Origin of the sequence: Rhizobium sp. AP16 (assembly GCF_000281735.1) — a bacterium.
Lineage (GTDB): Bacteria > Pseudomonadota > Alphaproteobacteria > Rhizobiales > Rhizobiaceae > Rhizobium > Rhizobium rhizogenes.
The window spans coordinates 104,166-130,067 of sequence record NZ_AJVM01000065.1 but is presented as its reverse complement, the minus strand read 5'-3'; the positions used below and the strand labels follow the sequence as shown (position 1 = coordinate 130,067).

General features: G+C 60.2%; 25 protein-coding genes and 2 riboswitches. Of the genes, 18 read left to right on the top strand and 7 right to left on the bottom strand.

The annotated features are described in order from the left end of the window. Positions 1 to 58: 58 nt before the first annotated feature. Positions 59 to 1,315, bottom strand: a complete 1,257-nt coding sequence (tyrS, locus tag PMI03_RS18740) for a tyrosine--tRNA ligase (RefSeq protein WP_007696257.1) — start codon at positions 1,313 to 1,315, stop codon at positions 59 to 61. 305 nt (positions 1,316 to 1,620) lie between these two features. Here tyrS and PMI03_RS18735 point away from each other — a divergent pair, with 305 nt between their 5' ends. After that, the gene (locus tag PMI03_RS18735; protein WP_309574416.1) at positions 1,621 to 3,951 is read left to right on the top strand and encodes a caspase family protein; all 2,331 of its coding nucleotides are present in this window, start codon (positions 1,621 to 1,623) and stop codon (positions 3,949 to 3,951) included. Between the two features lie 196 nt (positions 3,952 to 4,147). Further along, positions 4,148 to 4,666, top strand: a complete 519-nt coding sequence (locus PMI03_RS18730) for a GNAT family N-acetyltransferase (protein WP_007696255.1) — start codon at positions 4,148 to 4,150, stop codon at positions 4,664 to 4,666. A gap of 12 nt (positions 4,667 to 4,678) precedes the next feature. On the opposite strand, the gene PMI03_RS18725 is transcribed toward PMI03_RS18730, so the two are convergent. Continuing rightward, entirely contained in the window at positions 4,679 to 5,356 is a 678-nt protein-coding gene (locus tag PMI03_RS18725; protein WP_007696254.1) for an alpha/beta hydrolase, read from the bottom strand. A gap of 236 nt (positions 5,357 to 5,592) precedes the next feature. On the opposite strand from PMI03_RS18725, the gene PMI03_RS18720 reads away from it, so the two are divergent. The 9 genes from PMI03_RS18720 to PMI03_RS18680 all read left to right on the top strand — a co-directional run bounded on the left by PMI03_RS18720 (position 5,593) and on the right by PMI03_RS18680 (position 14,097). Then, on the top strand, positions 5,593 to 6,759 hold the full coding sequence (locus PMI03_RS18720; RefSeq protein WP_007696253.1) for a cysteine desulfurase family protein: 1,167 nt from the start codon (positions 5,593 to 5,595) through the stop codon (positions 6,757 to 6,759). Between the two features lie 147 nt (positions 6,760 to 6,906). Further along, complete coding sequence (gene sufB, locus PMI03_RS18715; protein ID WP_007696252.1) at positions 6,907 to 8,376, top strand: Fe-S cluster assembly protein SufB; 1,470 nt, start codon at positions 6,907 to 6,909, stop codon at positions 8,374 to 8,376. 70 nt (positions 8,377 to 8,446) lie between these two features. Next, positions 8,447 to 9,202 (top strand): Fe-S cluster assembly ATPase SufC, encoded by a 756-nt coding sequence (sufC, locus tag PMI03_RS18710; RefSeq protein WP_007696251.1) that lies wholly within the window; start codon positions 8,447 to 8,449, stop codon positions 9,200 to 9,202. Positions 9,203 to 9,224: 22 nt separating this feature from the next. Beyond that, a complete protein-coding gene (gene sufD, locus PMI03_RS18705; RefSeq protein WP_007696248.1) occupies positions 9,225 to 10,499 on the top strand; it encodes a Fe-S cluster assembly protein SufD in 1,275 nt (424 codons plus the stop codon). Positions 10,500 to 10,517: 18 nt separating this feature from the next. After that, the gene (locus PMI03_RS18700; RefSeq protein WP_007696245.1) at positions 10,518 to 11,759 is read left to right on the top strand and encodes a cysteine desulfurase; all 1,242 of its coding nucleotides are present in this window, start codon (positions 10,518 to 10,520) and stop codon (positions 11,757 to 11,759) included. An 11-nt stretch (positions 11,760 to 11,770) separates the two neighbouring features. Further along, positions 11,771 to 12,151 carry an SUF system Fe-S cluster assembly protein gene (locus PMI03_RS18695; protein WP_007696242.1) on the top strand — a complete coding sequence of 127 codons (381 nt, stop codon included), beginning with the start codon at positions 11,771 to 11,773 and terminating at the stop codon, positions 12,149 to 12,151. Positions 12,152 to 12,227: 76 nt separating this feature from the next. Next, positions 12,228 to 12,617, top strand: coding sequence for a Fe-S cluster assembly scaffold SufA (gene sufA, locus PMI03_RS18690; RefSeq protein WP_007696240.1), 390 nt, complete (start codon positions 12,228 to 12,230; stop codon positions 12,615 to 12,617). Between the two features lie 90 nt (positions 12,618 to 12,707). After that, on the top strand, positions 12,708 to 13,325 hold the full coding sequence (locus tag PMI03_RS18685; RefSeq protein ID WP_234711639.1) for a hypothetical protein: 618 nt from the start codon (positions 12,708 to 12,710) through the stop codon (positions 13,323 to 13,325). 79 nt (positions 13,326 to 13,404) lie between these two features. Then, positions 13,405 to 14,097, top strand: a complete 693-nt coding sequence (locus PMI03_RS18680) for a ZIP family metal transporter (protein ID WP_007696236.1) — start codon at positions 13,405 to 13,407, stop codon at positions 14,095 to 14,097. Between the two features lie 48 nt (positions 14,098 to 14,145). On the opposite strand, the gene PMI03_RS18675 is transcribed toward PMI03_RS18680, so the two are convergent. The 5 genes from PMI03_RS18675 to gcvT form a co-directional block, all read right to left on the bottom strand. Further along, positions 14,146 to 14,412 (bottom strand): addiction module antidote protein, encoded by a 267-nt coding sequence (locus PMI03_RS18675; protein ID WP_007696234.1) that lies wholly within the window; start codon positions 14,410 to 14,412, stop codon positions 14,146 to 14,148. 1 nt (position 14,413) lies between these two features. Then, entirely contained in the window at positions 14,414 to 15,034 is a 621-nt protein-coding gene (locus PMI03_RS18670; RefSeq protein ID WP_039974392.1) for an alpha/beta hydrolase, read from the bottom strand. A gap of 151 nt (positions 15,035 to 15,185) precedes the next feature. Continuing rightward, positions 15,186 to 18,050, bottom strand: coding sequence for an aminomethyl-transferring glycine dehydrogenase (gcvP, locus tag PMI03_RS18665; RefSeq protein ID WP_007696231.1), 2,865 nt, complete (start codon positions 18,048 to 18,050; stop codon positions 15,186 to 15,188). Then, positions 18,050 to 18,412 (bottom strand): glycine cleavage system protein GcvH, encoded by a 363-nt coding sequence (gcvH, locus tag PMI03_RS18660; RefSeq protein ID WP_007696229.1) that lies wholly within the window; start codon positions 18,410 to 18,412, stop codon positions 18,050 to 18,052. Before gcvH ends, gcvP begins: the two co-directional genes overlap by 1 nt. 27 nt (positions 18,413 to 18,439) lie before the next feature. After that, positions 18,440 to 19,576 carry a glycine cleavage system aminomethyltransferase GcvT gene (gene gcvT, locus PMI03_RS18655; RefSeq protein WP_007696226.1) on the bottom strand — a complete coding sequence of 379 codons (1,137 nt, stop codon included), beginning with the start codon at positions 19,574 to 19,576 and terminating at the stop codon, positions 18,440 to 18,442. Between the two features lie 71 nt (positions 19,577 to 19,647). Continuing rightward, a riboswitch (glycine riboswitch) is annotated at positions 19,648 to 19,725 on the bottom strand. Between the two features lie 3 nt (positions 19,726 to 19,728). After that, positions 19,729 to 19,812: riboswitch (glycine riboswitch) on the bottom strand. A gap of 183 nt (positions 19,813 to 19,995) precedes the next feature. On the opposite strand from gcvT, the gene PMI03_RS18650 reads away from it, so the two are divergent. The 7 genes from PMI03_RS18650 to PMI03_RS18620 all read left to right on the top strand — a co-directional run bounded on the left by PMI03_RS18650 (position 19,996) and on the right by PMI03_RS18620 (position 25,837). Beyond that, positions 19,996 to 20,517, top strand: coding sequence for a copper chaperone PCu(A)C (locus tag PMI03_RS18650; RefSeq protein WP_007696224.1), 522 nt, complete (start codon positions 19,996 to 19,998; stop codon positions 20,515 to 20,517). A 218-nt stretch (positions 20,518 to 20,735) separates the two neighbouring features. Beyond that, a complete protein-coding gene (locus PMI03_RS18645; RefSeq protein ID WP_039974327.1) occupies positions 20,736 to 21,734 on the top strand; it encodes an RluA family pseudouridine synthase in 999 nt (332 codons plus the stop codon). After that, a complete protein-coding gene (locus PMI03_RS18640) occupies positions 21,731 to 22,384 on the top strand; it encodes an HAD-IA family hydrolase (RefSeq protein ID WP_007696220.1) in 654 nt (217 codons plus the stop codon). Before PMI03_RS18645 ends, PMI03_RS18640 begins: the two co-directional genes overlap by 4 nt. A gap of 9 nt (positions 22,385 to 22,393) precedes the next feature. Then, positions 22,394 to 23,179 (top strand): ATP12 family chaperone protein, encoded by a 786-nt coding sequence (locus PMI03_RS18635; protein ID WP_007696218.1) that lies wholly within the window; start codon positions 22,394 to 22,396, stop codon positions 23,177 to 23,179. 70 nt (positions 23,180 to 23,249) lie between these two features. Further along, a complete protein-coding gene (locus PMI03_RS18630) occupies positions 23,250 to 23,726 on the top strand; it encodes a hypothetical protein (RefSeq protein WP_007696216.1) in 477 nt (158 codons plus the stop codon). Positions 23,727 to 23,788: 62 nt separating this feature from the next. Then, positions 23,789 to 25,321: an acyl-CoA carboxylase subunit beta gene (locus tag PMI03_RS18625; protein ID WP_007696215.1), complete on the top strand. Its 1,533-nt coding sequence runs from the start codon at positions 23,789 to 23,791 to the stop codon at positions 25,319 to 25,321. A gap of 123 nt (positions 25,322 to 25,444) precedes the next feature. Beyond that, positions 25,445 to 25,837, top strand: a complete 393-nt coding sequence (locus PMI03_RS18620; RefSeq protein WP_007696214.1) for a DoxX family protein — start codon at positions 25,445 to 25,447, stop codon at positions 25,835 to 25,837. The last annotated feature ends 65 nt before the right edge of the window (positions 25,838 to 25,902 follow it).

Sequence of the window (25,902 nt, the reverse complement as noted above, 5' to 3'; positions counted from 1 at the left end):
AGAACGAGAAAAGCCGGCGCGATGCGCCGGCTTTTTCATGCGTTTGATGTTTGCCTACTTAAGCCGCCGGGCGAACCAGGATGTGCTTTTTCTTGCCGAGCGACAGCTTGATGACGCCATCGGCGGTGATTTCGCCGCTGCCGATCAGCTTGCGTTCGTCGCTGACGGCTTGGTCGTTGATACGCACGGCGCCGCCTTGGACATGACGGCGGGCTTCGCCGTTCGATGCGGCCAGGCCGGCGCGGACGATCAGAGACAGCAGGCCGATGCCGGCATCGAGTTCGGAAGCGGGAACCTCGACCGACGGCAGGTTTTCGGAAAGGCCACCTTCCTCGAAGGTCTTGCGCGCGGTTTCGGCGGCAAGTTCTGCCGCCTCGCGGCCGCGCAGGATGGCGGTGACTTCCGTCGCCAGGATCTTCTTGACCTCGTTAAGTTCCGAGCCGGCAAGCGCGGAGAGGCGAGCGATCTCGTCCATCGGCAGCGTGGTGTAGAGCTTGAGGAAGCGGGAAACGTCCGCATCCTCGGTGTTACGCCAGTACTGCCAGAAGTCATAGGCCGAGAGCAGATCGGAATTCAGCCAGACCGCGCCGGAGGCAGACTTGCCCATCTTGGCACCCGAGGAGGTGGTCAACAGCGGCGAGGTCAGCGCGTAGAGCTGCTTTGTCCCCATACGGTGACCCAGGTCTATGCCGTTGACGATGTTACCCCACTGGTCCGAACCGCCGATCTGCAGACGGCAATCGTAACGCTTGGCCAGCTCGACGAAATCGTAGGCCTGCAGGATCATGTAGTTGAATTCGAGGAAGGACAGCGACTGCTCGCGATCCAGGCGCGTCTTGACGCTGTCGAAGGACAGCATGCGGTTGACCGAGAAATGCCGGCCGACGTCGCGCAGGAATTCGAGGTAGTTGAGTGAGCGCAGCCATTCGGCGTTGTTGATCATCAACGCGTCCTTCGGGCCATCGCCATAGGTGAGGTAGCTGGAGAAGACGCGCTTGATCGAGGCGATGTTGCTTTCGATCGTGTCCACCGTCATCAGCTGGCGAGCTTCATCCTTGAAGGAGGGGTCGCCGACCATGCCGGTGCCGCCGCCCATCAGCGAGACGGCGCGATGGCCGGTCGCCTGCAGCCAGTGCAGCATCATTATCTGCATCAGCGAGCCAACATGTAAGCTCGGTGCCGTGGGATCGAAGCCGATATAGGCGGTCACGGTTTCCTTGGCGAAAAGGTCGTCGAGGCCGGCTTCATCGGAAATCTGGTGGATGAAGCCGCGCTCTTGCAGGGTGCGCAGGAAATCGGATTTGAACTCAGCCATGATCTTGGTCTCTCGGGCGCCGCATCTCTATGCCGTGCGGCGAAGTCGCTGTTGTTGAACTATCGCGGCGCGTTTAGCACTGATTTCGCGTGGCGTCACCACTTTGCTTGAACGGCGCCTCGGAAGTTTCAGCAAAACCGGAAAGACGATCGAACGGCTTTGCCTGCCGCAGTATTTCGGTTGAAAGAGGTCGCCAGATCGCCGCGAAGGGGCCGAAAATGCGCCCAGCATTCGCCGAAATCCGATCCCATGCTGGGCATACCATTGATCCTGCGTGCACCACATGTTTCACGAAAGAAACCGGTATGTCACCTTTGTTTTCGGTAATGGGACTGTCGTCCATAAGGACGATCTGGGCATTGCTTGCCATGGTCCTGGTATTGACTGGTCTTGCTGTTGCGGGTCCGGCCGAAGCTCAAAACGCCATGGAAAAGCGAATAGCGCTTGTCATCGGCAACTCGGCCTATAAAGCCGGCGCATTGCCGACGCCGGCCAATGATGCGGGTCTGATTGCGCAGACGCTGCAGGCCGCAGGCTTTGATGTGATCGGCGCGCGCGACCTGAACCAGGACGGGCTGCGCGATGCGCTGCGCGACTTTCTCGCCAAGGCAAACGCTTCCGGCCCCGACACGATCGCCTTTGTCTACCTGGCTGGCTATGGGCTTCAATATCAAGGCGACAACTATTTCGTGCCGGTCGACGCGCAGATCGCCAACGCCACCGACGTTCCGGTCGAAGCCATCAGGGTTAGCGATTTCACCAGGTCGCTGGCGGCGATCAGGAACAGAGGCAGCATTGTTGTCCTTGATGCTGCGCGCGCCAATCCGTTCGCCCAATCCAATCAGCCGCTTGCGGGCGGCCTGGCGCTTGTCGAGGCCGATGCCAATCAGCTGATCGCGTTCAATGCCGCGCCCGGCACAGTGGCGCCGCCGGAGGCGGGACCCTATGGCGCTTACGCGCATGCCTTGGCGGAGATGATGCGCGTCGGCGGTCTTCCGCTCAGCGACGTGTTCGACCGCACGCGGCTGCGTGTCAGCGACCTCAGCAAGGGTGCGCAGATATCATGGGATGCCTCGAAGTTTGGCGGAGCATTCACGTTCCTCGACCGTGGCCCCGATGCGCCCGCGGTCCAGGTTTCCAGCTACAATAGCGCCACGATGCGTACGAAGGCGATCCGCGATTTCGACGAAAGAGACGCTTATTTCGCCGCACTCGACCGCGACACCTTGGTGGGTTATGAAGACTTCCTCGCCGCCTATCCGGATGATCCGATGGCAAGGCGCGTGCGCGCCATCATTGCCGCCCGTCGTGAGGCGATCACATGGCGCGAGACCTGGGTCGCGGATACGCCGGAAGCCTATTGGTCCTATCTGAGGCGCTATCCACGCGGCCCGCATGTGTGGGACGCTCGTCGTCGCCTGGAGCATTTCGAGGCGGCACTCGAACCACCGCCGTCATTTACGGTGATCGAATATGACGTGCCACCGCCGCCGCCGCCGGAGATCGTCTATGTCGATCGGCCCATCCTCTATTTCGATGATACGGATTTCGGTTATGCCCCACCGCCGCCGGTCGTCTTCCTAGCGCCGCCGCCTCCGGATTTCGTCGTGCTGGCGCCGCCGCAGCCGTCGGTCGATCTCTATGTCCTGCCAGCGCCGGTCTTCGTTCCAGTCCCCGAATGGGTGCGCCCGCCGCGTGATATAGCGCCGCCTGAAAACAATGTGATCTTCAATAATATCCACAATACGGTGGTCAACAACACGGTCATCAACAACAACACGACCGTCAATCAGAGCACGGCTGCCCCCGCAGCGCCGAGCCTGACGACGGCGCAAAAACTGACCGGCGCCGCAGTTGTCGCCGGCGCGGGTGCCGCAGCGCTGCATGTCGCTCTGCCGCCCTCGGTGCAGAAGCACGCCGCAATCATTCAAAAGCAAAGTCTGGCCGCCGCGACGAAGGTTCCGGCGATTAGTCCGGTACCCGCAGGGCAGCCGCAGAACACGCATGCTCTTCCCGGCACCAAGGGTCAGCCCTTGCCGCCTGTCGGCAATACACCGGTGACGCAGGGGCAATCGCAGGCGAAGAAAGTCCAGTCACCGCAATCGGTTCCCAATACTGCGCAGAAGCCTGGTGTCGCAGCGGCGGCACCAGCCGCTCAGGGCCAAAATGCCAACGCACATGCGCTCCCCGGCACGAAGGGCCAGCCATTGCCACCAGTCGGCAACACGCAGGTGACGCCCAAACAGGTTCAGGCTAAGAAGCCTCTGCCTTCACAGCCTCTTGCCAATAGCGTGCAGAATCCGGTGTCGGCGGCAAAGCCAGCCGCCCATGCTCAGGCAGCAAAAGCGGCATCGCCTGCAGCTGTTACAGGAGCACCCGCAAAGCCGAAGGTCGTTGCCGCCGCGCCGCCGCGTCATGCGGCTCCCAGGCCCGCTCCCCAGGCCAAACCTGCGCCCCAGATGGCACGTCAGGTGGCCGCGCCCGTCAGAGCACAGGCTGCCAAACCTCAGGCTCAGCCAAGACCTCAACCGCAGTCGAGAGCCGTACAGCAGGCGAAAAGGCCACCACAGGCGCATCCGCCACAGAAGCCTCCCGTGAAGAAATGTGGAGCGCCCGGTCTGCCTGCATGTCATTGAGGGACGTCACCGCATAAGTGACATCGGGACGGATGGCCGCCAGGGAGATTACTCATTGGCGGCTTCCGTTCCGCTGCGACGATGATATCCGCGATCGCTATTGTTGAGCCGTCGCCGCGCGTTTAACACTGATCTGGCGGCTCGTCCTGTCAGGTACGAGCCGGACATTTCAGCGGGATCGGGAAAACATCGTCTGATGAGCGACACAATCATATTGGAAACACCTCGTCTCGTTCTGACGATGTGGCACAAGGGCGATGCAGCGCTGATTCAGCAGTTGCATTCGACCATCGATACGACCCGCTATCTCTCGGGCGCCGCGCCGTGGACGCTGGAGAAGGCCGAGGAGCGGCTGAAGAGCTGGTTCGGCGAGCAGGCGCGCGATGGCGTGACCAAATACAAGATACTCAGGCGCGACGACGGCCGCTTTGTCGGCCGGGCAGGCTTCTCCCGGTTTCAGGAAGAGCGCGGGCGCGGTGAATTCGAGCTTGGTTATTCGCTCAGCCGGGAGGTCTGGGGCAATGGCTATGCGACCGAAATTGCGGGCGCCTTGGCGGACTGGTTTTTCACGCGCGGAATTGCCAAGCGGTTCATCGCCTTCACTCATCCGGAGAACGTAGCCTCGCAGCGGGTTCTGCGCAAAATCGGGATGCAAGAAAGCCCGTCAATTGTGATCGACGGGCTCTCGTGCCCAAGTTTTGGGATGTCGCGGTAAGGGGCGAGCCTCTTACCTGATCCGCTTGGCTGCCGGTTCCGGCACCAGTTCGCCATTTAGGCGACGATCGAGGTAGTCCTCGCATTCGCCCATGAGCGTATCGACCTGGCCATTGAAGAAATGGTTGGCGCCGGAGACGAGCTTATGGGTGATGAGAATGCCCTTTTGCGTCTTCAGCTTTTCGACGAGGCCGTTGACGTCCTTTTCCGGGGCAACCTTGTCGGCATCGCCGTTGATGATCAGGCCGGAGGACGGGCAGGGTGCCAGGAACGAGAAGTCGTAGATGTTCGGCTGCGGCGCGATCGACATGAAACCTTCGATCTCGGGGCGGCGCATCAGAAGCTGCATGCCGATCCAGGCGCCAAAGGAATAGCCGGCAACCCAACAGCTCTTCGAATCGGGATGCAGGCTCTGCACCCAGTCGAGCGCAGAGGCGGCATCCGACAATTCACCGGCGCCATGGTCGAATTCACCCTGGCTGCGGCCGATGCTGCGGAAGTTGAAGCGAAGCGTGGTGAAGCCGCGCTTCTGGAACATGTAGAAAAGCTGGTAGACGACCTGATTGTTCATCGTGCCGCCGAACTGCGGATGGGGGTGCAGGATGATCGCGATCGGGGCGCTCTTTTCCTTGGAGGGCTGATAGCGGCCTTCAAGGCGGCCTGCGGGGCCGTTGAAAATAACTTCGGGCATCGATACTCCGGCTCTTCTTTTTCTGCGTTCAAACCAGGTGGGACGCAGCAAGTTGACTTGACGAATGCGCTCATCTTTTCTAGAACGCAGTTTAGAACAATTCGAAACTTGGTACGGTCTTCCACGCGTTGCTTGTTCAACGGTTTGTGGAACGTGTCATAAGGCATGCCCGGTCGAAATTTCAAGGAAAATGAACCGGGCGGCGCAACAAGGCTTCGTCAGGCAGGAAGAAGATTATGGCTGCAACGCGCCTTTATCTCGACTGGAATGCCACCGCACCGCTCCACCCGGCGGCGCGCGATGCAATGTTGCATGCCTTGGATCTTTATGGAAACCCTAATTCCGTGCATGGCGAAGGCAGGGCAACGCGGGCGGCGATCGAGGCCGCGCGTCGGCAGGTTGCAAGCTTGACGGGTGCCGAGCCGGCACACGTCGTTTTCACCAGCGGCGCGACCGAAGCCGCCAATATGGTGCTGACGCCGGAATTTCGCATGGGCCGCACGCCGCTTGCGATCGGCCATCTCTACATATCGGCGATCGAACATCCGGCCGTGCGTGAAGGCGGACGGTTTGCGAAAGAGAATATCAGCGAGATTCCGGTGACGCCGGAAGGAACCGTCGATCTGGCCGCGCTGGAGACGATGCTTGTCGCGCATGACAAGGCCGACGGCCTGCCGATGGTGGCGATCATGCTTGCCAATAACGAGACCGGCATTCTTCAGCCTGTGTCCGAAGCGGCAAAGATCGTGCAGGCGTCCGGAGGCGTGTTTATCGTCGATGCCGTACAGGCAGCGGGCCGGGTTCCGCTGGATATCAATGCGATTGGTGCGGATTTCCTCATCGTCTCGTCGCATAAGATCGGCGGCCCGAAGGGGGTGGGCGCATTGATCTCTCGCGGCGAAGTGCTGATGCCGAAGCCGTTGATCCATGGCGGGGGCCAAGAAAAAGGCCATCGTTCTGGCACGGAAAATGCGCTTGGTGTCATCGGCTTTGGTGCTGCCGCCACTGCGGCGATCGCCGAGCTCGATAGCCGGAACATGGGTGTCGCAAAGCTCCGCGACCGACTGGAACAGGGCATGAAGCTCGCCGCGCCCGATGTCATCATTCATGGCGAAGGCGGCGCGCGCGTGCCGAATACCAGCTTCTTCACCCTGCCGGGGCTGAAGTCGGAAACCGGGCAGATCGCTTTCGATCTCGAAGGGGTGGCGATCTCGGCAGGCTCGGCTTGCTCCTCCGGCAAGGTTGGTGAAAGCCATGTGCTGTCGGCAATGGGTTGCGATCCGAAGCTCGGGGCGCTGCGCATTTCGCTCGGATTTACGACGACCGACGAGGATGTCGAACGCGCGATTGCCGCCTTCGCCAGAATTGCCGGACGACGCAAACCTGCGGGCGCTGCGGCCTGACGGCTTACAATTTTGCGGAAACATAAATTTCCGCTTGCCAAGCGGGCTGAAAAGTCCCTTTTGGCCGACTACATAGAGGGTAGGCGAAAGTCTACTGAAACGTTGACAAGCTGCCGGACCTTGGATCCGGCGAGATTGGAGAACGACATGGCTGCCGTCCAAGAAACAATCGATCAGGTTCGTCTGATCGACGTGGACCAGTACAAGTATGGTTTTGAGACCATCATCGAAATGGACAAGGCTCCGAAAGGCCTGTCCGAGGATATTGTTCGCTTTATTTCCGCCAAGAAGCAGGAACCGGAGTGGATGCTGGAATGGCGCCTGGAGGCTTACCGCCGCTGGCTGACGCTGGAAGAGCCCACCTGGGCGCGAGTCGACTATCCGAAGATCGACTTCAACGACATCTATTATTACGCCGCGCCGAAGACGACGCCCGGTCCGACATCGCTCGACGAAGTCGATCCGGAACTCTTGAAGGTCTATGAGAAGCTCGGCATTCCCTTGCGCGAGCAGGAAATTCTCGCCGGTGTAGAGCGGCCGAAGATCGCCGTCGATGCGGTGTTCGATTCGGTCTCTGTGGTCACCACCTTCAAGGAAGAGCTGAAGAAGGCCGGCGTGATCTTCATGTCGATCTCGGAAGCCGTCCGCGAGCATCCCGATCTCGTACGCAAATATCTCGGAACGGTCGTTCCGACGAGCGACAATTATTATGCGACGCTGAACTCGGCCGTCTTCACGGACGGTTCCTTCGTCTTCGTGCCGAAGGGCGTGCGGTGCCCGATGGAATTGTCGACCTATTTCCGCATCAACGAGAAGAACACCGGCCAGTTCGAGCGCACGTTGATCATCGCCGAAGAGGGAGCCTACGTCTCCTATCTCGAAGGCTGCACGGCGCCGCAGCGCGACGAAAACCAGCTGCATGCCGCTGTGGTCGAGCTGGTTGCCCTGGACGACGCCGAGATCAAATACTCGACGGTTCAGAACTGGTATCCGGGCGACAAGAACGGCAAGGGCGGCATCTACAACTTCGTCACCAAGCGTGGTGATTGCCGCGGCCATCGCTCCAAGATCTCCTGGACGCAGGTCGAGACCGGTTCGGCGATCACTTGGAAATATCCGTCCTGCATCCTGCGCGGCGACGACAGCCGTGGCGAGTTCTATTCGATCGCCGTCTCCAACGGTCATCAGCAGGTCGACAGCGGCACCAAGATGATCCATCTCGGCAAGAATACGTCGAGCCGTATCGTATCGAAGGGCATCGCTGCCGGCGTGTCGCAGAACACCTATCGTGGCCAGGTCTCGGCTCACCGCAAGGCGTCGAACGCACGTAACTTCACGCAATGCGATTCGCTGCTGATCGGCGACAAGTGCGGCGCGCATACGGTGCCTTACATCGAGGCGAAGAACTCGACGGCGCAGTTCGAGCATGAAGCCACGACGTCGAAGATCTCCGAAGATCAGCTGTTCTACTGCCTGCAGCGCGGCATCCCGACCGAAGCGGCGATCGCATTGATCGTCAACGGCTTCGTCAAGGAAGTGCTGCAGGAGCTGCCGATGGAATTTGCCGTCGAAGCGCAGAAGCTGATCGGCATCTCGCTGGAAGGCAGCGTCGGCTGACATCCGCATAAAGAATTAGTTTTGGCGCGCCAGGCGCGCCGCACCCACATTCGTTCGATTGGATTCTACTATGCTTGAAATCAAGAACCTGCATGCCCGCATCGCCGAAGACGGCACCGAGATCATCCGTGGTCTGAACCTGACGGTAAAGGCTGGCGAAGTTGCCGCTATCATGGGCCCGAATGGCTCCGGCAAGTCAACGCTCTCCTATATCCTTGCCGGCCGCGACGACTACGAAGTGACCGAGGGCGAGATCCTTTACAATGGCGAGAGCATTCTCGAGCTGGACGCTGCCGAGCGCGCCGCCAAGGGCATTTTCCTCGCCTTCCAGTATCCGGTCGAAATTCCCGGCGTTGCCACCATGCAGTTCCTGAAGGTGGCGATGAACGAACAGCGCAAGGCGCGCGGCGAGGCTGAACTGACGACGCCGGACTTCATGCGTCGCGTCAAGGAAGCCGCCGCCAAGCTGCAGATCAACACCGAGATGCTGAAGCGTCCGCTCAACGTCGGTTTCTCCGGCGGCGAGAAGAAGCGCGCCGAGATCCTGCAGATGGCGTTGCTGGAGCCGCAGCTTTGCGTCCTCGACGAGACCGACTCCGGTCTCGACATCGACGCGCTGAAGATCGTCGCCGACGGCGTCAACGCCCTGCGCTCGCCCGACCGTGCCGTGATCGTCATCACCCACTATCAGCGCCTGCTCGACTACATCGTGCCGGACACCGTCCACGTCCTCTACAAGGGCCAGGTGATCAAGTCCGGCGACAAGACGCTGGCGCATGAACTCGAAGCCAACGGCTATGCCGACATCATTGGGGCTGCGGCCTGATCGGGGCGGAAAGGATACGTCGATGAACGTTCAGACGACGACCCGCCTGACTGCCGCGGAAACCGCGCTGATCGAGGCTTACAACAACCAGCTGGGCGACCTGCCGGGTGACGGAGAAGTTTTCGCCATCCGCGACCGCCTGCTGGATGATCTGAAGACCGCCGGCCTGCCAACGCGGCGCTTCGAGGCTTGGCACTATACCGATTTCAAGAACCTGCTGCGTACGGTTCCGACCGATCTCGGCACCGGCAGCGTCGAGCCGCTGTCGCCGACGGCTGAGGGTTCGGCCGTTCTTTCGGTTCTGCAGGGTCGCGCGGTCGGCAAGGCCTCGGTCGATGGCCTGATTGTCAGCCGTTATATCGACAGCCTGACGGACGGCACGGCCGCCGCCGGCCTGGAGGCGCTCGGCAAGGACGACGCTATCGGTCGCATCAATGCCAGCTTCGTGCGTGATGGCTACGTCATCGAATTTCCCGACGGCACCGAGCTCGACGCGCCGCTGGAGATCCAGTTCATCCATGCTGGCGGACAGATTCACAGCCGTCTGCCTGTTACGTTCGGTGCTAGTGCCAAGGCAACCGTGATCGAGCGTCATGAGGGTGTTCCGGGCGCTGCGGCACTGGTGTCCTCGATCAGTGACATCACGGTCGGCAAGGGCGCTGAGGTGACCTGGATCATCCTGCAGGAGCAGGGTTCCGAGGACACGCATCTCGGCCAGATCCGCGTCGATCTCGGTCAGGACGCCAAGCTGAAGCTGTTCGTGATCAATGCCGGCGGCAAGCTGGTGCGTCAGGAACTGCATATCAAGGTTTCGGGCGAGGGCGCTGAGCTCTCGCTGCGCGGCGTCAACCTGCTCGGCGGCGACACGCATACCGATGTGACGATGGTGCTCGGCCATGACGTGCCGCATACCAGTTCGACGGAGATCGTCCGCAACGTGGTGTTCGACCGCGCTCGCGGCGTCTTCCAGGGCATGATCCGCGTCGCTCCGGATGCGCAGAAGACCGACGCCAAAATGGCCTGCAACACGCTGCTGATGTCCGACGATGCCGAGTTCTCCGTCAAGCCGGAGCTGGAAATCTTCGCCGACGACGTTCAGTGCGGTCATGGCGCTACCGTCGCTGATATCGACAGCAACCATCTCTACTACCTGATGGCGCGCGGTATCCCGAAGAACAAGGCCCGCGCCATGCTGGTCAATGCCTTCGTGGCCGAAATTGTCGAAGAGCTGGAAGACGAGGCACTGGTCGAGGCGCTGGAAGGCGTTATCTTTGCCTGGCTCGAAAAGCACGCCTGATTGATTGGAGCAATGCTCGTGGACAAGATCGTACCAGCCACCGCCTATGACGTTGAAGCGATCCGCCGGGATTTTCCGATCCTGTCGACGACCGTTCACGGCAAGCCGCTGGTCTATCTCGACAACGGCGCATCGGCGCAGAAGCCGCAGATGGTCATTGACGCCATATCGCATGCCTATTCGAGCGAATATGCCAATGTGCATCGCGGCCTGCACTTCCTCTCCAATGCCGCCACCGAGGCCTATGAAGCCGCGCGCGAAAAGGTGCGCCGCTTCCTGAATGCACCGTCGGTGGACAATATCGTCTTCACCAAGAACTCGACCGAGGCGATCAATACGGTCGCCTACGGCTGGGGCATGCCGAAGATCGGCGAGGGCGATGAGATCGTCGTCTCGATCCTGGAGCATCACTCCAATATCGTGCCCTGGCATTTCATCCGCGAGCGGCAGGGCGCCAAGCTGGTCTGGGTGCCGGTCGATGACGAGGGCGCGTTCCATATCGAGGACTTCGAAAAGAGCCTGACGGAACGCACCAAGCTTGTCGCCGTCACGCACATGTCGAATGCGCTCGGCACCATCGTTCCGGTCAAGGAAATCTGCCGCATCGCACATGAGCGCGGCATCCCGGTGCTGATCGACGGTTCGCAAGGGGCGGTACATATGCCTGTCGACGTGCAGGATATCGATTGCGACTGGTATGTGATGACCGGCCACAAGCTTTATGGTCCCTCGGGGATCGGCGTGCTCTACGGTAAAAAGGACAGGCTTGCCGAGATGCGGCCCTTCCAGGGCGGCGGCGAGATGATCTTCGACGTCACCGAGGAAAATGTCACCTACAATGATCCGCCGCATCGTTTCGAGGCCGGTACGCCGCCGATCGTCCAGGCGATCGGGCTTGGCTATGCGCTCGATTACATGGAGAGCGTCGGCCGTGAGGCGATTGCCCGCCACGAAGCCGATCTTTCGGCTTATGCGGCCGAACGGTTGCGGGATATCAATTCGCTGCGTGTTATTGGCACGGCGCCCGGCAAAGGTGGTATATTCTCCTTTGAACTCGCCGGCATTCACGCTCATGACGTGTCGATGGTGATCGATCGTCAGGGTGTTGCGGTGCGGGCGGGAACGCATTGCGCCCAGCCGCTCTTGAAACGCTTCGGCGTCACCTCCACATGCCGAGCATCGTTCGGCATGTACAATACCCGAGCCGAGGTAGACGCCCTGGCCGATGCGCTGGAATATGCGCGCAAATTCTTTGCCTAAGGAGGCACGCGATGTCACTCGACGAAAGCGAACAGAAGATCGACGTGCGCGAAGGCCTCGTGCATTCGAGCATCCCTGAGGAAGAGCTGGCTCGTCTCAGCGATGACGTCATCAGCGCGCTGAAAACAGTCTATGACCCTGAAATTCCCGCCGATATCTTCGAACTCGGCCTGATCTACAAGATCGACATCGAAGACGACCGCATGGTGAAGATCGTCATGACGCTGACCGCGCCCGGCTGCCCCGTCGCCGGCGAGATGCCAGGCTGGGTCGAAAACGCCGTCGGCGCCGTCGAAGGCGTGTCGGGCGTCGAAGTCAGCATGACCTTCGACCCACCGTGGTCGGCAGATCGCATGTCGGAAGAAGCGCAGGTGGCGATCGGCTGGTATTGAAGCTTTAAGCCGCTCGCTTTACATTAAGACTCGAAGCACCGGATCTTGACCCCGGTTGTGGAAGGAGAATGGGCCCATGGGCTTTGCTGTAATGACCATGACCGAGACCGCCGCAGCGCGCGTCAAGGCAATCGTCGAGAATTCCGGCCCCGATGCCAAGGGCGTTCGCGTCGGCATCAAGAAGGGCGGCTGCGCCGGGATGGAATATACCATCGATCTGGTGACCGAGCCGAATGCCAAGGACGACCTTATCGAGCATAATGGCGCCAAGGTCTGGGTCGAGCCGTCGGCCGTGCTGTATCTGCTCGGCACCCAAATGGGCTTCGAGACCACGACGCTGCGTTCCGGCTTTACCTTCACCAATCCCAACCAGACATCGGCCTGCGGCTGCGGCGAATCCGTCGAGCTGAAGCCAGCCGATCTTGCTGCCTTGGCAGCCCGGCGTCAGGCGGCTCCGGCCGCCTGAGGGTCTACTCGACGCCACACCGCGAACAGCCAATTCGAAGAACAGATTTGAAATCTGGATTACTGCTATCTTATAGTGGTTCCGGAGACGTTGTTTTTTGTCTACGAGTGCAGAATGATTACACGGCGCTCTATTTTGATCATGTCGCTTGGTACGATACTGTCCGGCGGCAGCCTTGCGCAGGATCTTGTTCTTGCTGATGACGATTTCCCAGCACCTCTCGCCTTCAAGGTCGCTCCTCTGACGGGCGGCTCGGATACGGAAACCCTCGCTTTGATGGCTACCTATGGCGAGAGTGAAAACGAAACGAAATTCGTTATCGAAATTCAGGCGCCGGATGAAAAAGAGGGCAGTGGTCCGATAAGCATCTCGCGCGGCGCATTCCGCCACGTTCCCGGCTCTCGCCCGACACGATTCTTCGAACAACTGGCCAAAGCCTTGACGGCACAGGCCCCCAGCCTCTCAAACGTGAAGCTGGAAACGCTGCCGTTCAGCATAGCATTTCTCGGCGCAGCGACGGCCCGTCTTCCCGGTGGTGGCTTTGGTGGCGGGCCGGGAGACTGGTACGCCACCAAGCTTTTCCTCGATCAGGACCAAGCCGAGGTTTTCTTTAATTTCAATCTGGTGTCCGGTGAAGCAGAGTTCAGCATCAAGGACGAGGACTATGGCAACACGGTCCTTTCCGAATTGTCCAAGGTGATCTGGTAATTGCCGGTTTCGATCGCCGCCTCGTTGGCTAACCGGCGTAGCTGGATAAAGTCGACAGGGCGAGCAACGGAGGAAGTTTATGGCGGCTTCGGCATGGGTTTACACGTTGATCCCGGCAACGGCCGCCATCGTGGGCTCTGTGGTGGCGGTGAACACGCGGCCAGGACCTAATCTTGTTAGCGCGATCCAACATTTTGCCGCTGGGGTCGTGTTTGCGGCCGCCGCCGGCGAAATCCTGCCGGACCTCATGCATCGAGGCAATCCCTTGGCGACGGTGATCGGCGGTGCGATCGGCGTAGCCGTCATGCTGCTGGTCAAACAATTGGAAAATTGGGCCAAAGGTCCGGTCGGCCTCCTGACGGCTATCGGCATCGATATCCTGATCGACGGCCTGGTGCTCGGCATTGGGTTTGCGGCTGGCCCGAAGGTCGGCTTGTTGCTGACGATCGCTCTGACGCTCGAGGTGTTATTCCTTGGCTTGACCGTAGCCACGGAGCTTGGCGAGAGCGTCCGCTCCCGCACCAGGATCGTCGCAGTCACGGCGGCGCTTACACTCTTGTTGCCGATAGGTGCCTTGCTCGGGACGCCGGTGGCGTTGCTGCCCGGTCCCATTCTGACCGGCTTCTTTTCGTTCGGTCTGATTGCGCTCCTCTATCTCGTCACCGAGGAACTGCTGGTCGAAGCCCATGAAACACCCGATCGTCCCTGGGTGACAGCGATGTTCTTCGCGGGCTTTCTGATACTTCTCTTGCTTGAAGAGTCGATCGGCTAACGATGCGTGGATCGACCAAGAAGCCTAATTCATTGGTATTGCGGATTTTTAATGGGCAGCCGGCACCGGTGTCAGCTTGAGCCCGAGTGCCTTGACGACTTTCAAGATCGTCGCGAATTCCGGATTTCCTTCGCCACTGAGGGCGCGGTAGAGCGCCGAGCGGTTCATGCCGACATCCTTGGCGAGCTTGCTCATGTTGCGCGTCCGCGCCAGTTCACCAAGCGCCTTGGCGATGGAGGAAGGATCGTCGGTTTCGAAGGCGGCTGCGATTTGGCCGTCGACCGCGTTCATGCCGGCGGGTGCTTGTTGATCCATCTTATATGCCTTTCCGTATAAGCCAGTCGCGAATGAGCGCGGCTTCACTTTGATGCAAACCATGGCCCGTGGGCAGCACATGCATGCTGACATCGGCGTGGCAGTTCTCGAATTGTCGGTTGACCAGCAGCGCATCGCCCGGTTCGCGGCGTTGGTCGTTTTCTCCCGCCGTCATCAGGACTGGCAGGCTGGTCATCGATGAAAATCGTGCTTCAGGAGCCGGAGACAAGGGGCGCATCAGAATTGCGCCCGATACGATATCCGGTCGGGCGCGCAGGATCGAGGCGGCCATGATGGCGCCGTTGGAGAAGCCAACGAGGATCGGCAGCTGTTTCAATATGCCTTGTTCGCTCGCTTCCGTAATGAAACGGCAGAGCAGGTGCGTCTGCTCGCCGAGATCACCATAGTCGAGACTGCGATCGGGATTGCGGCGGAAGAAGGCGAAGCCGTCTTCCCATTCCACACCGCCGCGCAAGGACATGTAGGGCCGCTGCGGCGCAATGTCGTCCGCAAGGGGAATGAGATCCATCTCGCTTCCGCCGCCGCCATGCAGCAGAAGAAGCGGCGGTGAAGGAAAGTCTTCCCTTCCGGTAACGAAATGAAATCCTGGCAGTTCCGGCATGATATCTAGCTTCCAGCGCCGTTCTTCGCCGCGCCGTGAAAAGCGCCGCGCATCCGATCGGACACGCGGCGCAGTCATAGACATTTTTCACGATAGATTTATGTCGGGCAGGAGTGAAGCGGCTGAACCGCTTCACTTTTTCGGAAGAACTTTACTCCGCAGCCTCGGCATAGGATTCAACCGGCGGGCAGGAGCACACCAGGTTCCGATCGCCGTAGACATTGTCGACGCGGTTGACGGGCGACCAGTATTTGTCGACTCGGAAGGCGCCCGGCGGGAAGCAGGCCTGTTCGCGGGAATAGGGCCGGTTCCACTCGCCGACGAGGTCTTCGACCGTGTGCGGCGCGTTCTTCAGCGGATTGTCGGTCTTGTCCATCCGGCCCTCTTCGATGGCGCGGGCTTCCTCGCGGATCGCCAGCATCGCCGCGCAGAAACGGTCGAGTTCAGCCTTGGTTTCCGATTCAGTCGGCTCGATCATCAGCGTGCCGGCAACCGGCCAGCTCATTGTCGGCGCATGGAAGCCGCAATCGATCAGGCGCTTGGCGACGTCATCGACGGTGACGCCGGCACTGTCGACCAGCGGGCGCGTATCGATGATGCATTCGTGCGCCACACGGCCGGTCTTCGACTTGTAGAGCACGTCGTAAGCGCCCTTCAGCCGTGCTGCGATATAGTTGGCGTTGAGGATCGCGACCTTGGTCGCCTGCGTCAGCCCTTCGCCACCCATCATCAGGCAATAGCTCCAGGAGATCGGCAGGATCGACGCCGAACCGAAGGCAGCTGCCGAGACCGCACCGGGGCGTCCGTCCGTTTCCGGGTGGCCGGGCAGATGTTCCGCCAGATGCGCCTTGACACCGATCGGCCCCATGCCGGGACCGCCGCCGCCATGCGGGATGCAGAAGGTCTTGTGCAGGTTTAGGTGGCTGACGTCGGAGCCGATGTCGCCGGGACGTGAAAGACCGACCATAGCATTCATGTTGGCGCCGTCGAGATAGACCTGGCCGCCATGCTTATGCACGAGATCGCAGATCTCCTTCACCGTCTCCTCGAAGACGCCGTGCGTCGAAGGGTAGGTGATCATGCAGCAGGAGAGGTTGGCGGCATATTGCTCTGCCTTGGCGCGGAAGTCGGCCATGTCGATGTCGCCGTCATCGCTGACCTTGATGACAACCACCTTCATGCCGGCCATCTGGGCAGAGGCCGGATTGGTGCCATGTGCCGAGGTCGGGATCAGGCAGATGTCGCGATGACCCTCGCCGTTGGCGATATGGTAGTTGCGGATGGTGAGCAGGCCGGCATATTCGCCTTGCGCGCCGGAATTCGGCTGCATGGAGAAGGCGTCATAGCCCGTCACGGCGCAGAGTTTTTCCGTGAGATCGTCGATCATCTCGCGATAGCCGAGCGCTTGGTCGGTCGGCACGAAAGGATGAATATCCGAGAATTCAGGCCAACTTATCGGCAACATCTCAGCTGTTGCATTAAGCTTCATCGTGCAGGAGCCGAGCGGGATCATCGAGCGGTCGAGCGCCAGATCGCGGTCGGAAAGCCGGCGGATATAGCGGGTCATCTCGCTTTCGGCGCGGTTCATGTGGAAGATCGGATGCGTCAGATATTCGCTGGTGCGCAGCAGGGTCTTCGGCAAGCGATAGCCGGGTTCGAAATCGGCGAGGCGGAAATTACCGCCAAAGGCGCGCCAGACGGCTTCCAGCGTTGCCGGGCGTGTGCGCTCGTCAAGGCTCATGCCGATTTTCGTTTCGCCGACCTTGCGCAGGTTGACACCCTCGGCGACGGCGGCGCGCAGGATCAGGCCCTGCATATGACCGACCTCGACGGTGATGGTGTCGAAGAAGGTCTCCTGCTCGATGGTGTAGCCGAGCTTTTCCAGCCCCTTGGCCATCAACACGGCCTTCTGGTGCACCTGCTGGGCAATCGCTTTCAAACCCTGCGGCCCATGGAAGACGGCGTACATCGAGGCCATGACGGCAAGCAGGACCTGCGCGGTGCAGATGTTCGACGTCGCCTTTTCGCGACGGATATGCTGTTCGCGGGTCTGCAGCGACAGGCGATAGGCGCGGTTGCCGCGTGCATCGACCGAGACGCCGACCAGACGGCCAGGCATGGAGCGCTTATAGGCGTCCTTGACGGCCATATAGGCCGCATGTGGGCCACCATAGCCGACCGGCACGCCGAAGCGCTGCGAGCAGCCGATGGCGATGTCCGCGCCCATCTCGCCGGGCGACTTCAAAAGGGTCAGCGCCAACGGATCGGCCGCGACGACGGCGATAGCGCCGGTCTGGTGCAGCCTGGCAATCAGCCCGGTGAAGTCATGGATATGACCATGCGTACCCGGATACTGGAAGATAGCGCCGAAGACATCGACCGGATCGAGATCGGCGAAAGGATTGCCGACGATGACCGACCAGCCAAGCGGTTCGGCGCGGGTCTTGATCAACGCGATCGTCTGCGGATGGCAATCGGCATCGACGAAGAAGACTTTGGCCTTGGATTTCGCCACGCGCTCGGCCATCGCCATGCCTTCGGCAGCGGCGGTTGCTTCATCGAGCAGTGAGGCGTTGGCCACGTCGAGGCCGGTAAGGTCGCAGATCATCGTCTGGTAGTTCAGCAGCGCCTCGAGACGGCCTTGGCTGATTTCCGGCTGGTAAGGCGTATAGGCGGTGTACCAGGCCGGGTTTTCCAGGATAGTGCGTTGGATGACCGGCGGCGTGATCGTCCCGTAATAGCCCTGGCCGATCAGCGAGACGAGAACCTTGTTCTTGTTGGCGGTCTCGCGCAGCTTGTCGAGCGCCTCGCGTTCCGTCATCGGCGCGCCCCAAACGAGCGGCGCCTTCTGGCGGATGGAGGGCGGCAAGGTCGCATCGATCAGCTTGTCGAGGCTGCTGTAGCCGATCACCTTTAGCATGTCGGCCATTTCCGAGGGAGACGGGCCGATGTGGCGGCGATTGGCGAAATCGTAGGGCTGGTAGTCGGTGAAGGTGAATTCGGTCGGTGTATTCATTATCCGATTAGCTCCTTGTAACCGGATTCATCAAGCAAACCATCGGCATCGGCGACGTTCTTCAGTTTCAATTTGAAGAACCAGCCGGCGCCCATCGGGTCGGAATTGACGAGCTCCGGGTCGGCGGTGATAGCTTCGTTGATCTCGGTGATCTCGCCGTCAAGCGGACAATAGACTTCCGAAGCCGCCTTGACGGATTCGACGGTCGCCGCATCGTCGCCCTTGGAGAAGCTGGCGCCTACCTCAGGCAGTTCCACGAAAACGAGATCGCCGAGTTGTCCGGCGGCATGCGCTGTGATCCCAACGGTCGCGACGTCGCCTTCGATGTTCAGCCATTCATGTTCTTCGGTAAATTTAAGCATGGATAATCCTCTCTGGGCTATGACGTCTTAGCGTTTGTAGGTCGGGGTGATGAAAGGCAGGGCAGCTACGGTGACGGGCAGGTATTTGCCTCGCACTTCAGCAAAGATCGGCGTACCCGGAGCGGCGAAGCTGACGGGCACGTAGCCCATGGCAACGGGGCTTTCGACGCTCGGGCCGAAGCCGCCCGAGGTGGCCTCGCCAATTTCGGTCTTGCCTTCGGCATCCGCATAGAGCTTGGCATGGCCGCGAACCGGTGCCTTGCCTTCCGGCTTCAGGCCGACGCGGCGGCGTGATGCGCCATTGTCGAGTTCTGCAAGGATGCGTGTGCTGCCTGGGAAGCCCCCGGCGCGGACGCCACCGGTCTTGCGGGCCTTCTGCATGCCCCATTCCAGGGCGGCCTCGACCGGCGTCGTCGTCTGATCGATGTCGTTGCCGTAGAGGCAAAGTCCGGCTTCGAGACGGAGCGAGTCACGGGCGCCGAGACCGATCGGCTGGACGTCTGGATGTTCGAGCAACCGCTTGGCAATGTCCTCGGCCTTGTCAGCCGGTACGGAGATTTCAAAACCGTCTTCGCCGCTATAGCCCGAGCGCGAGACCAGACAGGAAACGTCGTGCAGGCGGCAATGGCGCACATCCATGAATTTCATATAGGCGAGGTCGGCCCAGAGCTCGGCAAGGACGGCAACGGCGCGTGGTCCTTGCAGCGCGATCAGGGCGCGATCCAGTAAAGTGACTTCGCAGGTATCGCCGATATGATCTTGAAGATGCTTGAGATCTGCTTCCTTGCAAGAAGCATTGACGACGACGAAAAGATAGTCGTCCATATGGGTAATCATCAGATCGTCGAGGATGCCGCCATTGTCGTCGGTGAAGAAGCCGTAGCGTTGACGTCCCTCGGCGAGGCCGAGAATATCGATCGGCACAAGGCTTTCCAGCGCCAGTGCCGCATCCTCATAGGTGCCGGAACGGGCGCGGATCGTCACCTGGCCCATATGCGAAACGTCGAACAGGCCGGCGGATGCGCGGGTCCAAAGATGTTCCTTCATCACGCCGGCGGGGTATTGTACCGGCATGTCATAGCCGGCGAACGGCACCATGCGGGCACCAAGCGACAGATGCAGCGTGTGAAGGGGTGTCTTGTTCAGGGCAGCGGTCTCGTCCAAATGACGTCTCCGGGGTTTGCGCTCGGTTAAAAGCGCAGGGCTCAAAATTTCGGCGCAACTGCGCCTTACGATGAGCCCCCTCTGTCCCTTTGCCTGAGATTGTTATCCCTTCGGCGAACGCTTGCGCGTTTCTCTCCAGAGTTCCGTCTGCCCCTTGCTGGTCCTTTGGCCTGAGAGTTTCCGGGGCGGTTGCTCCTTCGGCACCGGCTTGCACCGGATTCTCCCAACAAGGTTGAGTGCCATTATCTGGTAGTCGCCAGAGATGGCAAGGGGCAAATGTCGCCCTTGAACAAATTTTTGTCGCGTGGCTTGTTCGAGCACACGCGGAAGTGCGCAGCCGGCGGATGCGAGGGACTTTGCAACGGCGCTTCGAGAGGCTATCCCATGAAGCCAATTGAGGAGCAGGGTAGGAGACAATGATGAACAGCAATTATGCCGTGGCATTGCTGATATCGGCGAGCGTGCTTTGGTTTTCGGCTACAGCCGTCATGGCGCAGCAGAGCAGCATGCCAGGCATGCATATGGATGCGGGTAAGGCGCCAGCCGGATCGGCAACGGCAAAGCTCGGCGATCTCGATATTAGCGGCGGCTACGTCCGCGCCATGCTGCCAGGCCAGCCGGTCGGCGGCGGCTACATCACCATCCATAATGGCGGCAAGAGCGACGACAAGCTTACCTCCGTCACGTCTTCGCAAGCCGGCAAGGTCGAACTGCATCAGATGAAGATGGAGGGCGAGGTTATGAAGATGCGCGAAGTCAAGGAAGGCATCGCCATTCCTGCCGGCGCCACCGTGACGCTTTCGCCGAGCAGCATGCACATGATGTTCAAGCAGGTGAAGACGCCATTCAAGCAGGGCGGCACGGTGCCGGTCATGCTGATGTTCGAGAAGGCGGGGATGGTCGACATCACCTTGCCTGTCGTCGCGCCAAACGCAAACTGAGGTTTGCGCGACCGCTGACGAGCAACGCGGTCATAAAATTCCCTCCCATAGTCAATTCCGGTTTCCACTTTCCCTCGAAATGCTCTAAAGCCACGTCAAAAGGCCGGGATGGACCGGCCCTGGGGCGGGATCGTCCCCAGTTCCCTGATTTGGCATGATGTTGCCCGAAACCGTTTCGCACCTTTCGGGACCACGCCGCGACTTTTGAAAGAAGAAGAATGGCCGGGATTGAGCATATAGAGGTCGAGCCTGACGAGGCCGGCATGCGCCTCGACCGCTGGTTCAAGGTGCATTTCCCTGGGCTGGGCTTTGGGCAATTGCAGAAGCTCATGCGTTCCGGTCAGGTGCGTGTCGATGGCGGTCGCGTCAAGACCGATGCGCGTGTGCAGCCGGGACAGGTCGTGCGGGTGCCGCCGCTGGATGTTGACGCCAAGGGACCGAAGAGTGGCCCGATCGGCAACAAGGATATGAAGCATTCAAGCGATGCCGATCTTCTGGCGCGCATGTTGCTGCATGAGGACGAGAAAGTCTTCGTGCTGAACAAGCCGGCCGGCCTTGCCGTGCAGGGCGGCTCCGGCCTCACTCGCCATCTCGACAAGATGCTTGAGGCATGGACGAGCAAGAAGGGCGAGAAGCCGCGTCTGGTGCATCGTCTCGACCGCGACACCTCCGGCGTCCTCGTCGTCGCCCGCACCCGCGGTGCGGCTCAGAAGCTGACCGCCGCCTTCCGCGAACGCGATACCAAGAAGACCTATTGGTCGCTGGTAAAGGGCGTGCCGCGCAAGCATGAGGACAAGATTTCGACCTGGCTGGTGAAGGAAGCGACCGCCGACGGCGACCGCATGCGTATCGCCAAGCATGGAGAAGACGGCGCCGATCACGCCATCACCTATTATCGCGTACTTGAAACGGCGGCACAGAGCCTCGCCTGGCTGGAGATGGAGCCCTATACCGGCCGCACGCATCAGTTGCGTGTCCATGCGCTGCATATGGGGCATCCGATCATCGGCGATCCCAAATATTTCGACGACGATCATAACTGGGATTTCCCAGGTGGTGTTCAGAACCGGCTGCATCTGCATGCCCGCCACATCGATATTCCGCATCCCAATGGTGGCCGCCTGCGCATCACCGCGCCATTGCCGCCGCATATGGTGCAGACGTGGAACCTTCTCGGCCTTGACATGGCTTCGGCGGGGGAGCCGGACGACGAATGAAACTCGTTCTTTTTGATTGCGACGGGACGCTGGTCGACAGCGCGCGGCTGATCCACGAGGTCATGGCCCGCACCTTCGTAGACTTCGGTCATAAGCGCCCTGACGTTGCCTCCACCAAGTCGATCATCGGCCTGACGCTCGATATCGCGATTGCCCGCATGCAGGGCAAGCCGCATGTCGATGACGAAGCGATCGCCATGACGGCACATTACAAAGCAATCTATCCCGGCGTACGCGATGAGGCGGACATGCAGACGCCGCTCTTCGACGGCATCAAGCCGTTGATCGAGACGCTGGCCGCCCGTGAAGGGTTGCTGCTGGGTGCGGTCACCGGCAAGTCGCGCCGCGGCTTGACGCATATTCTCGAGGTTAACGGCTTTACGCCTTATTTCGTCGTCTCGCGCACCGCGGACGATTGCCCCTCGAAGCCGCATCCGGCGATGGTGACCGAATGCTGCAGCGAGACGGGCATGGATCCGCATGATACTATCGTCATTGGCGATGCCATCTATGACATGCAGATGGCGAAGGCAGCGGGTGCGACCGCGATCGGCGTCGCCTGGGGCTATGCCTCGGTGGAAGAGCTGCTGGCGGCCGGCGCTGACACTATTGCCCATCATCCGAACGATCTGTTGAGCCATATTCTCTGAGGTGACGCCATGCGCGACCTGTTGAACGACCTTTCCGAAGGCCTGAGCCATCCCGACCCGATCCGCCGTGCGCAGATCCAGATGAAGAAGCCTTTGCCGAAGCGCTTCTACAAGGACGTCGGCATCCGCGAAGGCGAAGACGGCCATGTGATCGAGCTTGACGGCAAGGTGGTGAAGACGCCAGCCCGCCGATCGCTCGCCGTGCCGACCGAGGCGCTGGCGAAACTTGTGGCGGCCGAATGGGCACGGCAGGTAGAGATCATCGACCCCACCGTCATGCCGGTAACACGCCTGGTCAATACTGCGCTCGATGGCGTGGCAACCGATCCGCAAGCGGTCTTCGAGGATATCCTGCGCTTTTCCTCCAGCGACTTGCTCTGCTATCGCGCCGATCAGCCGGAACGGCTGGTGGAGCGGCAATCGGAACGTTGGGATCCGCTGATCGACTGGGCGGCCAATGAGCTTGGCGCTCGCTTCATCCTGGCGGAAGGCGTCATGCATCAGGAACAGCCGCGCGAGGCGATCGCAGCCTTTGCCGTGACGCTGCGCAAATATGATACGCCGCTGGAACTCGCCAGCCTGCATACGATCACCACGCTGACGGGGTCGGCGATCCTGGCGCTTGCCTTCGCCGAGGGACAACTACCTCTCGCCGAGGTCTGGTCGCTCGCTCATCTCGATGAAGACTGGACGATCGAGCAATGGGGGCATGACGAAGAGGCCGATGACCGCCGCGCCCAGCGCTTCGAAGAGTTTCAGGCGGCAACGGATGTATTTTCTGCGCTTCGCAGTTGAATGTTGTTGATTTCCAGTCCGTTATATCGAACTCTACATATCATGGGATTGGGAGTTCGGGACGCGAATCATGCTGAAATTGAGGTCGCGGGCGGTATCGGCGCTCGTGGGATGCTTGGCGTTGGCTGCATGCTCGAGCTGGTCGCTGACGGAACCGCCTGCACCGCCGGCCTATGATGTGCGTAGCGCCACGGTCGTTGCCGATCAGGCTGTTCCACCTGTTCCGCCGACGTTGCTGTCAGCCATCAACGATCACGTCAACGCCGCCATCGCAGTGACGACCCGCGATACGCCATTGCCGAAGGTGGCATTGACCATTCGTGTAACAGATCTCCGCAAGGGGCGCAGCTTCAACCACGATCGCAATTCGGCAAAGATCAATGTCGATGCTGCGTCGGTCGACAACGGCGCGGTGCTTGCAATCGCCTCCTTCGATATCGTGAATTACACACAGGATCCGACCGCGGCCAACGATCTGATGGCCGAGGATGTTGCCGCTCGTATCCGGTCGATTTTCGTGCTGAAGGCGCCGCCGCTGGTGAACTGAGCGTACGGCTTCAAACTATTCCTGCGTCATGCTAAGCCGGATAAACGCAGAAGAGGGCCATCATGAAAGAGATCCTGCAGGAACTGGAACGTCGCCGGGAGATTGCGAGACTCGGAGGTGGGCAGGCACGTATCGATGCGCAGCATGCGCGCGGCAAGCTGACGGCACGCGAGCGGATCGACATCTTTCTCGATGAAGGCTCCTTCGAGGAGTTCGACATGTTCGTCGAGCACCGGTCGACCGATTTCGGTATGGACAAGACCAAGATCGCCGGCGATGGCGTCGTCACCGGCTGGGGCACGGTCAACGGTCGCACCGTTTTCCTGTTCGCCAAGGATTTCACTGTCTTCGGCGGCTCGCTTTCACAGGCGCATGCCGAGAAGATCATGAAGGTCCAGGATATGGCGCTGAAGAACCGAGCGCCGATCATCGGTATCTACGATGCCGGCGGCGCGCGCATCCAGGAGGGCGTGGCCGCACTCGGCGGCTATGCCGAGGTGTTCCAGCGCAATGTGCTCGCCTCCGGCGTCATCCCACAGATTTCCATCATCATGGGTCCTTGCGCCGGCGGCGACGTCTATTCGCCTGCCATGACCGACTTCATCTTCATGGTGCGCGACACCTCCTATATGTTCGTCACCGGCCCGGATGTGGTGAAGACGGTGACCAACGAGACCGTGACGTCGGAGCAGCTCGGCGGCGCCTCCGTGCACACGACGAAATCCTCGATTGCCGACGCCGCATACGACAACGATATCGACACTCTGATGCAGGTGCGACGACTCATCGATTTCCTGCCGCAGTCGAATACCGCCGCCCTCCCGGAAATCGAGTGCTACCAATCGGTCACCGACCCGGACATGTCGCTCGACACGATCATTCCCGCCAATGCCAACAAGCCCTATGACGTCAAGGAATTGATCCAGAAGGTGGCGGACGAGGGGGATTTCTTCGAGATCCAGGCTAGCTTCGCCAAGAACATCGTCTGCGGCTTCGGCCGGATCGAGGGCGCGACTGTCGGTTTCGTCGCCAACCAGCCCATGGTGCTTGCCGGTGTGCTGGACAGCGACGCCTCGCGAAAGGCAGCGCGTTTCGTCCGCTTCTGCGATTGCTTCAATATTCCGATCGTCACCTTTGTCGACGTCCCCGGCTTTCTGCCAGGCACCGCGCAGGAATATGGCGGGCTGATCAAGCATGGCGCCAAGCTGCTCTTCGCCTATGCCGAGGCCACCGTGCCAAAGCTTACCGTCATCACCCGCAAGGCCTATGGCGGCGCCTATGACGTCATGGCGTCGAAACATCTGCGCGGCGATCTCAATTATGCCTGGCCGACCGCGCAAATCGCCGTCATGGGCGCCAAGGGTGCGGTCGAGATCATCTTCCGCAAGGATATCGCCGATCCGGAAAAGATTGCGGCACATACGAAGATGTATGAAGACCGTTTCCTGTCACCCTTCGTCGCCGCCGAGCGCGGCTATATCGACGAGGTGATCAAGCCACACTCGACGCGACGCCGGCTGGCGCAGGGGCTTAGAATGCTGCGCAACAAGGATCTGACCAATCCGTGGAAGAAGCACGACAACATCCCACTTTAGGCATGTGACAACAAGTCACGGATTTTACACGGTAAATTGATTGGACGTTAGAAGCCGTGTTTTCACGTTCGCAACCGACCTCTCTAATGTTTTCATTTGGGGGACTTAGAACTGGAGTTTAAAATGGCGCTTTCCGATCGGCTGAATCAATATCAGCCTTATGCACTTGCTGTCCTGCGTATCGTTACCGGCGTCTTGTTCATTGAACATGGCACGCAGAAGCTTTTCGGCTTTCCGGCCGGTGGTCAATTCCCAAGCCCGCTGCCGACCTTGCTTTTGGTTCAGGGTCTTCTTGAGGTGATTGGCGGACTGGCAATAGTCGTCGGCTTCTTTACCCGTCCCGTTGCATTCATCCTTTGCGGCAACATGGCGGTCGCCTATTTCATGGCGCACTATCCGAAGGATTTTTACCCCGCCAACAATGGCGGTGACGCAGCTATCCTTTACTGCTTCGTCTTCCTGTTCCTGATCTTCGCGGGTCCCGGCCTCCTGGCCATCGACAATCGCAAGAAGTAATCGATCTCAACCTCTGGCTCGGCCAATCGCCGCGTCCGACATATCATCATAACCCCCATCTGCAT